The sequence below is a fragment of the Burkholderia dolosa genome (assembly GCF_902499135.1).
Taxonomy (GTDB): Bacteria; Pseudomonadota; Gammaproteobacteria; order Burkholderiales; family Burkholderiaceae; genus Burkholderia; species Burkholderia dolosa.
Map to the genome: position 1 here is coordinate 1 of NZ_CABVPR010000066.1, position 12,745 is coordinate 12,745.

Sequence of the window (12,745 nt, forward strand, 5' to 3'; positions counted from 1 at the left end):
TGCTGATGTCTCCCGTTCCGTTGACGTCAACATGCTACGTGAACATAGATCAGTTAACAACGGAACGGGACACTAGCGACAATCTTCAAATGTGGAGGTGCGCGAAAATAGCGGCCGTCGACTTTAAGTGCTTTCAAGATTCGAGCGCCGGCGCAGGCAGGGCACGACAACCACGGGCGATTAAAGGAGAGCGCTATTTTGCAATGCAGCAGATCCCCGATCGAACCTCGCCATCAGCGCAAAGTATGCACGAACCAAATGAAAGTCAAATCGAAGATGGAACCGCAAGGGCTTGCGCGCCTCAATTTTTCGCGTGCGGGGCGAGCCGGCGCGGACGACTTGCCGGCCTGTCGATCGACTACGCAATGCGGCGTGCGAGATTGAGGCCGCTCATGGCACGTATAGCTCGGCGCTGCCGAGCGGAGACCAATCGATACCCCCCATGAACAGCACGGTGCTGTCGGGCAGCAGCGTGGCTACCGGGGAATCGCGATTCGCGCTCATGTTCGCGACGGTCTTCCACGTCTTCGTGTCAGGGTGGTACAGCTCAGCGCTGCTGAGGGCATCCTGTGTATCGGAACGGCCCCCCGCGACGAGCACGGTGCCGTCGGGCAGCAGTTGGGCGGTATGGTTCTCGCGCTCCATGTTCATGCTGTCGACGGTCTCCCAGCTCTTGGTGGACGGACGATACAGCTCCGCGCCGCTGAGGCTTCGACCGTCGCGGCCGCCCGCGATGAGCACCGTGCCGTCAGGCAACAGCGTGGCGGTGTGATATTGGCGAGCCGTACTCATGCTGCCGACGGTCTCCCAGGTCTTCGTGTCCGGGTGGTACAGTTCGGCGCTGTTGACGTACCCGTTGCCAGCGTAGCCCCCTGCAACGAGCACGGTGCCGTCTGGCAGCAGCGTGGCAGTGTGGCGATCGCGAGCCCTACTCATGCTGGCGATGGTTTCCCAGGTCTTGGTGTCCGGGTGGTAGAGAAAGGCGCTGCTGAACTGGCCGTTGCTATGGCTGTAGCCTCCCGTGACGAGCACGGTGCCGTCGGGCAGCAGCGTGGCGGTGTGGTAAGCGCGAGCCGTACCCATATTTGCGACGGTCTCCCACGTCTTGGTGTCGGGGTGGTACAGCTCGGCGCTGCTAATGTCACCCATGACACCATTGCGGGAGCCCCCCATGACGAGCACGGTGCCGTCGTGCAACAGTACCGCGCTGTGGCCGCGGCGAGGCGTGTTCATGCTGGCGACGTTTTCCCACGTCTTCGTGTCAGGCTGGTACAGCTCCGCGCTACCGACCGTGCCCACTAGTCCTTGCCCGCCTGCGACGAGCACGGTGCCGTCGGGCAGCAGTGTGGCGATAGGGCGACTGCGGGGCTCGCTCATACTGTCGACCGGCACCCACTTCTGTATTCCCTGCGAAACGGTAATGGCGATTTGTGCAGAGACATTTCCAGCACCGTTGCTCCCGGTGACCGTATAAACGGTGCGCGGCTGCACGCGAGTCGGCAGCCCGCTGATGATGCCGGTGGACGCATCGATGGACAGTCCGTCGGGCAACGCGGGCGTGACGGTATACACATCGACGTCGCCGCCGCTCGCATGCGGCGTGTTTTGCGCGATGGGCTGTCCGCTCGGGTACACCGCATCGGGGTCGTCGTAGGTCAAGCTTGCGGGGGGCACGAGCGCGTTTCGAACCTCGATGTTGACGACGGTGGAGATACTGCCCGCGCTATTGGAGCCGGTCACGGTGTAGTCGGCAGGTGCGGTGACGGCCGTGGGCGTGCCGCCGATCGCGCCGGTCTGCGGGTTCAGTGCGAGCCCGGCCGGCAACGCAGGCGACACGGCAAAGCCGGTGATGGCGCCGCCGGACACGACGGGCACGTTCGGATGAATCGCGACGCCGGTCGTATAGACGACCGGGTTGTCCGGATAGGCGAGCGAGTCGGGCGCAATCGCACGATGCTTGACCTCGATCTGCACGCGCGCGGCGGCACTGCCCGCGGCGTTGCGGCCGGTGACCGTATAGATGGTTGCGTGGGCAACGGCTGTGGGCGTGCCGGAGATGACGCCGGTGACGGGATCGAGCGCGAGGCCCGCAGGCAATGCGGGTGAAACGCTGTATTGGGCGATGGTGCCGCCGCTGCTGGAAGGCAGGTTCGGCGGAATGGCGGAGCCGACGGTATAGACGACGGCCGAGTCGCTGTAGCTGAGACCCGCTGGCGCGCCGACGGCGGGATGGGTGCCGCCGCTGCCGCCTCCGCCGCATGCTGCGGTGAGCGATACGACGAGCAGCATCAGAAGCGGCAGCGCGACTTTCATCAGTCGCGCGTCATAACAATGTTTCAATGTCGAAAGCATCGAAGAAGAATCCGTGGAAAGTTGCTTCACCGGTTTGCAGTGCTATCGGTGAAATTGGTGTGTGGGGCGCGGGCAAGAGCAGAGCAAGCGGATGACGATCGAAGAAAGTTGCTTCGTGCTACAGCGCTTTCTCGATCAAGCCCACCATGCTGGCGAACACGCACGCATATCAAGAACAAGAACCGGAGCGGCGGATCTGCCGTCAGGTTCACCGGCCAGCCGTCGCCGAGAGGCTGAAGCGCGCCGCGCGCGGCCGCGCCTCGGTCGTCGCTGAAACGACCGCTCGTGGTCCGTGCAGCACTCGAGCGGCACCGTACATCCGGGCGGCCGCGCGGCCTCATGAATTCTTTTGTCGCCACCATGCCCGTCCAGTGCCGTGACGACGTCGCGATGCGATGTCCGGCGTTCGAACGGCGTGGCTCCGCAGCGCGGCGACCGTTTTATCGATTCGCGCTTCGAGGGCCTTCGCACGTCGACACGACGGCGCTCGCACCGGCAAGCAGGACGGGTTCGTCGCGACAGTTCAATTTCTGTTCAGCATTGTCGTTACCCCCGTCTGATAACGACACAATCCGGCTCTCGATTAAGTCCAGATGGAGCTGTGATGGATATTGCACTGACGAGCGCAATGCTCGAATCGATTCAGAGCGGCCAGCCCGACGTCGGCGCGGTAGCAGGGCACCCGGCCGATACGGCGGACGCGCACGCTGGCGGCTTCGCCGATGCAATGAAACACGCGATCGAACAGGTTGACGCACAACAGCGCACGGCGAGCGACAAGCTGGCCGCCGTCGATCGCGGCGATAGCGACGATCTCGTGAGCGCAGTGCTGGAGAGTCAGCAGGCCGACCTGTCGTTCTCGATGATGGTTCAGGTCCGCAACAAGGTGATGAGCGCGTTCGACGACGTGATCAAGATGCCGGTCTGACGGAGCGAACACCGTGCTCAATCAAGTCAAAGCCGCGCTGTCCCGCGCGATGCCGTCCGGGATGCGGCTGCCGTCGTCCGCGTCGCTGATGAAGCTGATGCCGCTGGTGGTGCTGGCGATCTGCGTGACCGCGCTGGCGATGATGGTCATGCATCATCGCGATACACGCTTCAAGCCGCTGTTCGGGTCGCAGGAATCCATCAGCGCCGCCGACATGATGACCGTTCTCGAGACGGAAGGCATTCCGTATCGAATCCACCCGGAAAGCGGTCAGGTGCTGGTGCCGGAATCGCAGCTCGGCGCGACGCGCATGCTGCTCGCCGCGAAAGGCGTGGTCGCAAAGCTGCCCGCCGGACTCGATCAGGTGGACAAGAGCGATCCGCTCGGCGTCAGCCAGTTCGTGCAGGACGTGCGCTTCAGGCGAGGCCTCGAAGGCGAGCTGGTTCGCAGCATCGTCAGCGTCGAGCCGGTCGAATCCGCACGCGTGCACCTGTCAGTCGCGAAGTCGTCGTCGTTCATTCTCGCGGACGGCGACAAGAGCTCGGCGTCGGTCGTGCTGACGCTCAAGCAGGGGCGGACGCTGAAGAAGGACCAGATCTCCGCGATCGTTGCGCTCGTGGCCGGCAGCGTAGCGAATCTCGATCCGTCACGCGTCACGGTCGTCGACCAGGCTGGCAATCACTTGTCCGCGCTGATCGATCCCGATTCGGCCGCCGCGACCGACGGCGAGTTCGGCGCGCGCATCCGGGAGGAAACGCTGCGCAACATCCGCGAACTGCTGCTGCCGACGCTGGGCGACGGCAATTTCCGAGCGAGCGTGACGGCGGAGATCGATCATGACCGCGTCGAGGAAACGCGCGAGCGATACGGCGACACGCCGAAGGTGATGCAGGAGGCGACGCGCGACGAGCGCGACGGCGCGCAGGCCGCGGTCGGCGTGCCGGGCTCGCTTTCGAATCGTCCGATTGCGCCGCCCGCAGCCAGCCAGACGGCGGATGCTCAACAAAGCGGTCGCAACGCGCAGACGCGGCAATTCGCATACGACCGCAACGTCGTGAAGATCAAGCGCAGCCCTGCGCGCCTGAAGCGTCTGAACGTGGCGGTCGTGATCAACAACGCGGCGGCACCCGGCGGCGCGAAGGCGTGGACGCCGGAACAGATCGAACGCATCGATGCAGTGCTGCGAAACGGCCTCGGCATCGACGGCGCGCGGGATGACGCACTGGTCGTGTCGGCGCTGGATTTCCGCGCACCGCCCGCCGTTGAAACGCTGCCGTGGTGGAAGCAGCCGGACAACATCGTGTCGATGGCGACGTGGGGCGGTTACGCGGTCGCCGCATTGTCGATCTTCCTGTTCGTGCTCCGTCCGCTGATCAAGATTCTGCGCGAATGGGTCGCGGGTCGCGAACCGGTGCCGCCCGTCGCGACCGACGCGCAGCAGCCCGCCGACGAGCCGGCGCCGGGCTCAGGAAACGGCTTGCGAGCGGCGATGCTGCCCGAGGATGCGACGCTGCCGCCAGTCGGCTCGGACGTCGATGTCCTGGCCGATCACCTGAAAAATCTGGCCCACGACGCGCCTGAGCGCGTTGCCGAAGTCATCAAACCCTGGATTCGCAAACATGAGTAACGCCAACGAAACCATGACGACCGAGGTTCGGTCGGGTGCCGCGCGTGAAGCGGCGCAGCGCGCCACGCAAAGCGCGCCGTTGACCGACGTGGAGCGCGCCGCGCTGATCCTGCTCAGCATGGGCGAGGAAGCGGCCGGTGCGGTGCTGCGCTGCCTGTCGCGCGAGGAGCTGCTCGACGTGACGCTCGTGATGGCGAGAATGCGCGGGATGAAGATCGACGCGGTGCGCGAGACGATCGAGCAGTTCTTCGATGCGTTCCGCGCGCAAAGCCGGGTGAGCGGCGCGTCGCGTGCATTTTTACAGCGCTCGCTCGACGTCGCGCTCGGCGGCCCGATCGCGAACAGCGTGCTGAGCCGGATTTACGGCGATGTAATCGGTCCGAAGATGACGCGTCTGCAATGGGCGCAACCGCGCTGGATCGCGGACCGGCTCGCGATGGAGCATGTGCGGATGCAGGCGATGTTCGTCGCGTTCCTGCCGCCGGAGCAGGGTAGCGAGGTGATCGCGGCGATGCCGGCCGCGCGCCGCGAGACGGTCCTGCTCGATATCGCAAGGCTGAAAGAGATCGATCACGCACTGCTGGGCGACCTGGAAGCCGTGGTCGATGCGCTGATCGACGACCTCGGTACGCAGAGCACGGTAGTAGAAGGCGCGCGGCAAGCGGCAGAACTGATCAACCGGATGCCGGGCGACCGGAGCAGGCTCGTCGCGGTGATGCGCGAATCGGACCCGGAAATCATGTCCGCGGTCGAAGAGCGAATCTACGACTTCGCGATTCTCGCGCGTCAGAGCGACGCGACGATCGCCGTGCTGCTCGACCGGATCGAGATGAACGAGTGGGCGGTCGCGCTGAAGGGAGCGGCGCCGGAATTGCGCGATGCGCTGTTGCGCTCGATGCCGCGTCGCTCCGTCACTGCGTTCGAGGATCTGCTGAACCGCACCGGCCCGGTGCCGCTCAGCCGGGTGGATGCCGCGCGCCGCGCGATCATGGAGCAGGTGCGCTCGCTCGCTGAGGAAGGTGAGATCGACTTGCAGCTGATCGCGGAGGAAGTGGTTTGATGCGCAGCTATCGGAAGTACGCGTTTCCTTCGCTGACGCGCTTTCGCACGACACGCGACGACGGAAACCGCGGCGATGCGCCGCTGCCTGGACTCGACGACTCGCCGTCGATCGCGCAGTTGGACGACGCGCGGCAGGCCGGTTACGACGACGGTTACGCGGCGGGAATGGCGGCGGGCCGCAACGAAGGCGCGCAGCTCGCGCGGGACGATGCGCAGGCCGCACTCGATGCGCTCGCCGAACCGCTCGACGCATTGGTCGCCGGCTTCGACGCGCTTGCACGTGCGGAGCGCGGTGCAATGCGCGACGAATTGGTCGCGCTCGTCGAAAAGGTCGCGCGCCAGGTGATCCGCGTCGAACTCGAGATGCGGCCCGAGCAGATTCTCGCGTTCGTCGACGAAGCGCTCGCGTCGTCACCGCAGGCATCCGACACACCGGAAGTGCGCGTGAGCGAGGCCGACTTCGCCCGCATCGAAGCCGCTGCGCCGGAACTGGCGCAGCGCTGGAACCTGGCGCCCGATGCGCGCCTGGCGTCGGGTGAATGCCGGGTCAAGGTCGGCGCGCGGGAAGTCGATGCCGGTTGCGGCCAGCGTCTTGCGGCCTGTCTCGAACGGATTGCCGAACATGTCGGTGCTGCGCAGCGCGCAGCCGACGAAGGGGGGGATCGATGAACGACACGCTGCGAAATATCGACTTCGATCATTTGCCCGTCGCGACGCAGGTCGGACGGCTCATCGGCGTATCGGGAATCCTGCTGCAGGCGACGGGCTATCCGTTCGAGACCGGCGCGAACGCGCGAATCGAGACGGCTTCCGGCGAGTGGATCGACGCGCGCGTCGTCGGCTTTCGCGACGACGTGACGCAGCTGATGCCGTTTCGCGCGCCGGCCGGCCTGTTCGCCGGCGCCCGCGTGATGCCGGCCGGTGCCGGTCGGCAACTGACGATCGGCGCTGCGTGGCGCGGCCGCATCGTGGACGGGATGGGCGAGCCGTTCGACGGCGGCGGTCCGCTGACCGGCGATGCGCCGCTCGACCTGCGCCCGCCGAGGATCAATCCGATGAAGAAGCGCCCGGTCGCGGGCGTGCTCGACGTCGGCGTGCGCGCGATCAACGGCATGCTGACGATCGGACGCGGCCAGCGCGTCGGACTGTTCGCGGGAAGCGGCGTCGGCAAGAGCGTGCTGCTCGGGATGATCACCCGACAGACCGCGGCGGACGTCGTCGTCGTCGGGTTGATAGGCGAGCGCGGCCGCGAGGTACGCGAATTCGTCGAACATGCGCTCGGGCCGGACGGGATGCGAAAGGCGATCGTCGTCGTCGCGCCGGCCGACGAATCGCCGCTGATGCGGCTGATGGCCACTGAACTGTGTCACGCGATCGCCGCGCATTTTCGCGATCGCGGCGACAACGTGCTGCTGCTCGTCGATTCGTTGACGCGCTACGCGATGGCGCAGCGCGAGCTGGCCCTCGCGCTCGGCGAGCCGCCGGCCACCAAGGGCTATCCGCCTTCGGTGTTCGGGATGCTGCCTGCGCTCGTCGAGCGGGCGGGCAACGGCGAAGGCAGCGGTTCGATGAGTGCGATCTATACGGTGCTCGCGGAAGGCGACGACGAGCAGGATCCGGTCGTCGATACGGCTCGCGCGATTCTGGACGGCCACATCATGCTGTCGCGCGAACTTGCCGCGCAGGGGCATTATCCGGCGATCGACGTGACGCGCTCGGTGAGCCGATGCATGTCGCTCGTTGCATCGAGCGCGCAGTGCGCGGCCGCGAGCGAGCTGAAGGACCTCCTGTCGCGCCACGTGCAGGTGCGCGACCTGATTCCGCTCGGCGGCTACGTCGCGGGCGCCGATCCCGCGACGGACCGCGCGGTCGAGTTGCATCCGCGCATCGCGGCGTTCCTGTCGCAGGCGCAAGGCGACGCGGCGCCGTACGACGACACGGTCGCGCAGATGCTGGCGTTGCTCGAATGAGCATCGAGCGTGCGGTGGGAAGCCTCGCGCGGCTGGCCGAGCTGCGCAAGCGCGACGTCGATCGGCTGGGGGCTGCGTTCGCGGAGCGGCAGACCGAGCATCGGCGTCACCGCGCGACGCTCGCGCAGCTGCAGTCGCTTGCCGACGAGTTGCCCGAGGTTCGACGCGGGCATCCGGCGCTTGCCGCCAACGGCGGCGACTACAAGGCGCTGTTGCTGGACACCATTCACCGGCAGGCGGACCAGCTGGCTGTGCATGAGCGCGCGATGACGGACAGCAGGACGGCGCTCGTGGAAGCGATGCGCCGTCATCGCAGCCTGACCGCCGTGCTCGAGCGACGCCGCGGCGAAATGGCGCATGCGCGCGACGCACGCTCGCGAAAGCGCGAAGACGAACTGGCGACCCAGGCGTGGCTGCGGCAACGCACGGACGGAGGTCGTTCCTTTCACGATGGATAACGGGAATTTGTCATGTTCAGTATCGGAGTGCCTGCGGAAAACGCGCAGGCGTTCGCGGACCTGTACATGCTTCAGTCGCGGGAGCTGCTGAAGCTGCAGAAGGCGAACAACAGTGCCGTGAAGTCGGCATTGTCGAAATTGCAAAGCGCGATGTCGTCGTTCCAGACGTCGATCTCCGAGATCAAGGGGCAGGGCGCGGCGGTCCGGTTCGCCGCGTCGATGTCGGATGCGGGGATGGGTACGGTGACGGTCGGCAAGGGCGCACAGCCGGGTAGTTATACGTTCGTGGTCGACACGCTCGCGTCCGCGCATCAGGTCGCGTATGCGAAGGTGCCGCCCTTTGCGGCGGAAGACGCGGGATCGATGACGATTTCGCTCGGGGACGGGACCGCGTTCGACGTCGATCTTGCGTCCGCGAACGTGGACGAGAACGGCGACGTGACGCCGGCCGAACTCGCGCGCGCGATCAACCAGGCGGACGGAAACGGCGGCAAGGTGACCGCATCGATCATCAATGTCGACGGCAAGCAGCAGCTTGTTCTCACGGCCGGGCAAAGCGGCGAAGGGAGCCGGATCACGGTGGACGCATCGAAGGCCGGCAGCGCGGAGCTGCGTGCCGCACTCGAGCAGCCGCCGACCGAATTGGCCGAAGCGCGCGATGCGGTGTTCTATCTGGGCGGCAAGGACGGAATGCGGATCAAGCAGTCGTCGAATACGTTCGACGGCATCGACGGCGTGTCGGTGACGTTCTCGCGTGCAAGCGACGTTCCGGTCCGGTTGAAGGTCGAGACGGACGCCGCCGCGACGAAGGAGGCGGCTCAGGCATTCGTCGACTCGTATAACGAAGTGATGACGCTTCTCGGCGAGCTGTCCGCGAGCGGCGGAGAGGACAAGGTTGCAGGGCCGTTTTCCGGCGACGCCGGGGTACGGTCGCTGAAGCAGCAGCTCGTCGAGCTGCTGCGCGGCGACGCGGGCGGTCAGCGGCTGATGGCGTTCGGTTTCGAAGTGGATCGCAACGGAAAGCTGTCGCTCGACGCCGATCGTTTCGAGGCGGCGGTCGGCAAGAACCCGGAGGCGTTGAACGCGTTGCTCGGTGGCGGAACCGACAGCATTCCGTCGCGGATGGACGCCTATCTGAAGACGTGGACATCGCCGACGGACGGTCATATCAAGCGTCGTCAGGAGTCGAATCAGGCTGTTGAAACTTCGTTGAACAAAAAGGAAGCGGCGCTGGAGACGCAATACAGTCAGGTCTACGAGCGGTACCTGGAGAAGTTCAGTCGAGTCGAGCAGATGCAGAAGCAGATGCAGGTCACGCTGGCGCTGCTCGACAGTCTGCCGACCTTCGGAGAAAGGAAGTGATTCATCAACAGGGGTACGAGAACTACTGCGCGTCGCATCGCGACGGGCAGACGGCCGGCGCATCGCCGGCACAGCTGGTGGTTGTCTTGATGAACGGTCTGCTCGACGAGCTCGTCCGGGTTCGCGCGCATATCGACGCGGGGCGCTACGAGCAGAAGGGAAACGGCATCGCGAAATGCATCGCGATGTTCGCCGGGCTGACGAGCATGCTCGATCACGATGCGAAAGTCGAAATCGTCGGGCGTCTGACCGGGCTGTACGAGTACTGCGTGCGTCGTCTCAACGAGGCGGGCCTCACGCTCGACACGGCGCTCGTCGACGAAGTCGCATCGCTGGTGACGACGCTTCGCGACGCGTGGGCGCAAATCGATCAACAACACGGACGGTAGACATGCAGGTAACACGATACATCAACGATCTGGCGGTTCGCGTCCGTAAGGCGATGATCGCGCGCGACTTCGATTCGCTCGCGATGATCGATCGCGAGGCACATCTGGTTGCGACGGAGCTTGCCGGAAAAAAGCTCGATCGCGCCGCATGCAGCGCACTCATGCTGCTGGCTGCCTCGCATCGGGAGGCGACGAAGATGCTGGAGGACGAGCTGCGGGCCTTGACCCGCGAGATGACGCGCGTCAGCGAACGGCGCGCGGGGTGCCGCGCGTATGCGCGTCAGAACGGCGAGCTCGACGCGTGATGACGTCGATGCTGACAGGTGACGCCATCGCATTGTCGAGGCCGGACGTCGTCGTGCTTGCTGAACATGGGGCAGCCGGCTCGACGGAATCCGCTGCGGCGTGGCTGTCGACCATCGCACGGACGATCGACGACATGCCGTGCGACGACGACGGGGCAAGCGTGACGGCCGGTGTGCCCGATCTCGCCGTCGCCGATACGGCTGTCGAAGGTATCGCGGTCCCGTGTTTCGTCGCGTTTCCCGCGGTCCAGCCGCCGGACGGCATCGACGCGGGGCGCGATACGGGCGCCCGGCGTATCGCCGCTCCAGACGTGGCCGGCCGGCCGCCGATCGACGCGGTCGTCATCGCGGCGGACGGCGTATGGCAGCCCGCTCTCGCGGGCGCGGTGCCGGCTCTGCCGGCGGCGGTCCTGCGCGTGCAGATGGCCGCCCGTGAAGCGAGACCGTTCGCCGATCTCACCGGCTTCGCACACGTACCCGGCGCCGACGACATTCGGTCGACGGCGCCGGCCGTGACGCGATTGCCGGTTGTCGACAGCGGCGACGGCAAGTCGACGTCGGCGCTGCCGCTGCAAGAGTGGGTACCGGTTCCCGATAACGCGGCGGCATTGAAGGCGATCGTGCAGGCCGCCGCGGTGCCGACGCAGCCCGACGCCGCAGCTGCGGCTGCGCCGGACGAGCGATCGCGCGTCGTGGCGGCGTTGGCCGAGCGCATCGCCGTTCAGGCGTCGCAGCGCGTCCAGCATGCGAGCGTTCAACTCGATTCGTACGGCAACGGACACGTGACGATCGAGCTGCGACACGACCGCGGCGCGATCAGCGTCCATATGTCGGCGGCCGATGCGGACGTGGTGCGGCAGCTGCAGGCGATCAGCGACAGCTTGCGGCACGAGCTCGGCACGCGCCAGTTTCACGACGTCTCGGTGCAGGTGTCGAGGCGCGGCGACCACGAAGCCGGCGACGGCCGGCCGCGACGCGACGATCCGGCACCGGATCGGGAAAAGAAGCCCGGCAGCGCACTCGCATTCGAGGGCGATACCGGAACGTTCGAACCGGCTTGACGGTGAAGCCGATGCGAAACAGGAAACGAGCATGAAACCGAGTGGGAAGTGGATAGCGATCGGCGTTGCGGTATTGGCGCTGGGCGGTGCGGGCGCAGCCGTGCTGCTGACGGGAGGGCAGTTCGGCGGCACCGCCGCGCCCAAGGCGGCGGCCGACGTCGATACGGCGCGTTACGTGTCGCTCGACAAGCTGGTCGTCATGCTGAAGGCCGACGGCGCGGCGCGACCGCGCTACATGTCGATCGATCTGGTGTTTACGGCAGCGACCGAGAAATCGGAAAAGCGCGTACGCGAACAGTTGCCGTTGTTGCGGGCGCTGTCGTATCAGGCGCTGTCCGAATACTCGGCGGCGGACGTACTGCGAATGAGGCCGACCGATATGTCGGACCGGCTGAACGGTGCGTTTGCGGCTGCGTTCGGCACCGAGGAAGCCCGGCCGTTTACCGACGTGCTGGTCGCGAAGGTCATGGTGGATTGAAGCGGATGACATCGATTACTTTTACCGAATATGAAAACGTGCAGCGTGCGTGCAACGGCATGCTGCCCCGCGGCGAGGCGCACTGGATCGCCGAATACGCACCGCTCGTCAAGCGAGTCGTCGGCAAGCTCGCCGGTCACGGCGCAGCCGGCATCGACCGCGACGATCTCGAGCAGATCGGCATCATGGGGCTGCTCGAGGCACTGCGTCGCTATGGCGAGCCCGACGACGCGTTTGCGAACTACGCGGTCGTGCGCATCCGCGGCGCGGTTCTCGACGAACTGCGCCGCCAGGACTGGCGTCCGCGTACCGCCCGGCAAGGCGCGCATCGGCTGCGCTCGTGCGAGCGCGCGTTGCGCAGCAAGCTCGGTCGCGAACCCGGCAAGGACGACATCTGCGCCGCGCTGGGCATCGACGGCGTCGAATACGACCGGATCATGCTCGACGACAGCGCGAACGAACTCATGAGCCTGGACGAGTTGATCAACGCGCACGGCGACGTGCCGGGGGAGGCGCAGGCGGGGCCCGAGGCCCAGGTGCTGGCGCGGCGCGGGATCGAACAGGCGCTGCTGGTCCTCGACGAGCGCGAGCAGCGCGTGATCCAGCTCTATTACGAGTTCGATTTGACGCTTCCGGAGATCGGCGCGGTGTTGAACCTGACGACGGCGCGCATTTGCCAGCTGCATCGCGGCGCGCTGAAGAAAATGCGCGGCTACCTCGAACGGTCGTGATGCGCGTGATGACAAGGAATTC

The 12,745-nt window shown here is 66.0% G+C and carries 13 protein-coding genes; 12 read left to right on the forward strand and 1 reads right to left on the reverse strand.

What is annotated here, in order from left to right; genetic code table 11:
* Positions 1–390: 390 nt before the first annotated feature.
* Positions 391–2,382, reverse strand: coding sequence for a Kelch repeat-containing protein (locus BUB20358_RS23135; RefSeq protein WP_006766949.1), 1,992 nt, complete (start codon positions 2,380–2,382; stop codon positions 391–393).
* Positions 2,383–2,953: 571 nt separating this feature from the next.
* Here BUB20358_RS23135 and fliE point away from each other — a divergent pair.
* From fliE to BUB20358_RS23195, 12 genes are read left to right on the forward strand one after another with little or no spacing between them, the layout of a single operon-like run.
* Complete coding sequence (gene fliE / locus BUB20358_RS23140) at positions 2,954–3,280, forward strand: flagellar hook-basal body complex protein FliE (protein WP_006766950.1); 327 nt, start codon at positions 2,954–2,956, stop codon at positions 3,278–3,280.
* A gap of 13 nt (positions 3,281–3,293) precedes the next feature.
* The gene (fliF, locus tag BUB20358_RS23145; RefSeq protein ID WP_006766951.1) at positions 3,294–4,907 is read left to right on the forward strand and encodes a flagellar basal-body MS-ring/collar protein FliF; all 1,614 of its coding nucleotides are present in this window, start codon (positions 3,294–3,296) and stop codon (positions 4,905–4,907) included.
* A complete protein-coding gene (locus BUB20358_RS23150; RefSeq protein ID WP_006766952.1) occupies positions 4,900–5,967 on the forward strand; it encodes a FliG C-terminal domain-containing protein in 1,068 nt (355 codons plus the stop codon). Before fliF ends, BUB20358_RS23150 begins: the two co-directional genes overlap by 8 nt.
* Positions 5,967–6,638, forward strand: a complete 672-nt coding sequence (locus BUB20358_RS23155) for a FliH/SctL family protein (protein WP_006766953.1) — start codon at positions 5,967–5,969, stop codon at positions 6,636–6,638. Before BUB20358_RS23150 ends, BUB20358_RS23155 begins: the two co-directional genes overlap by 1 nt.
* Positions 6,635–7,939: a flagellar protein export ATPase FliI gene (gene fliI, locus BUB20358_RS23160; RefSeq protein ID WP_035975063.1), complete on the forward strand. Its 1,305-nt coding sequence runs from the start codon at positions 6,635–6,637 to the stop codon at positions 7,937–7,939. Before BUB20358_RS23155 ends, fliI begins: the two co-directional genes overlap by 4 nt.
* Complete coding sequence (gene fliJ / locus BUB20358_RS23165) at positions 7,936–8,397, forward strand: flagellar export protein FliJ (protein ID WP_006766955.1); 462 nt, start codon at positions 7,936–7,938, stop codon at positions 8,395–8,397. The genes fliI and fliJ overlap by 4 nt, the downstream gene beginning before the upstream one ends.
* 12 nt (positions 8,398–8,409) lie before the next feature.
* Positions 8,410–9,759, forward strand: a complete 1,350-nt coding sequence (gene fliD / locus BUB20358_RS23170) for a flagellar filament capping protein FliD (RefSeq protein WP_035975065.1) — start codon at positions 8,410–8,412, stop codon at positions 9,757–9,759.
* Complete coding sequence (fliS, locus tag BUB20358_RS23175; protein WP_006766956.1) at positions 9,756–10,148, forward strand: flagellar export chaperone FliS; 393 nt, start codon at positions 9,756–9,758, stop codon at positions 10,146–10,148. The genes fliD and fliS overlap by 4 nt, the downstream gene beginning before the upstream one ends.
* 53 nt (positions 10,149–10,201) lie before the next feature.
* Positions 10,202–10,453: a hypothetical protein gene (locus BUB20358_RS23180; protein ID WP_128567382.1), complete on the forward strand. Its 252-nt coding sequence runs from the start codon at positions 10,202–10,204 to the stop codon at positions 10,451–10,453.
* Positions 10,454–10,506: 53 nt separating this feature from the next.
* Entirely contained in the window at positions 10,507–11,514 is a 1,008-nt protein-coding gene (locus BUB20358_RS23185) for a flagellar hook-length control protein FliK (RefSeq protein ID WP_158380449.1), read from the forward strand.
* A gap of 31 nt (positions 11,515–11,545) precedes the next feature.
* Entirely contained in the window at positions 11,546–11,992 is a 447-nt protein-coding gene (locus BUB20358_RS23190; RefSeq protein WP_006766957.1) for a flagellar basal body-associated FliL family protein, read from the forward strand.
* A gap of 5 nt (positions 11,993–11,997) precedes the next feature.
* Positions 11,998–12,723, forward strand: coding sequence for a FliA/WhiG family RNA polymerase sigma factor (locus BUB20358_RS23195; RefSeq protein WP_006766958.1), 726 nt, complete (start codon positions 11,998–12,000; stop codon positions 12,721–12,723).
* Positions 12,724–12,745 lie beyond the last annotated feature (22 nt).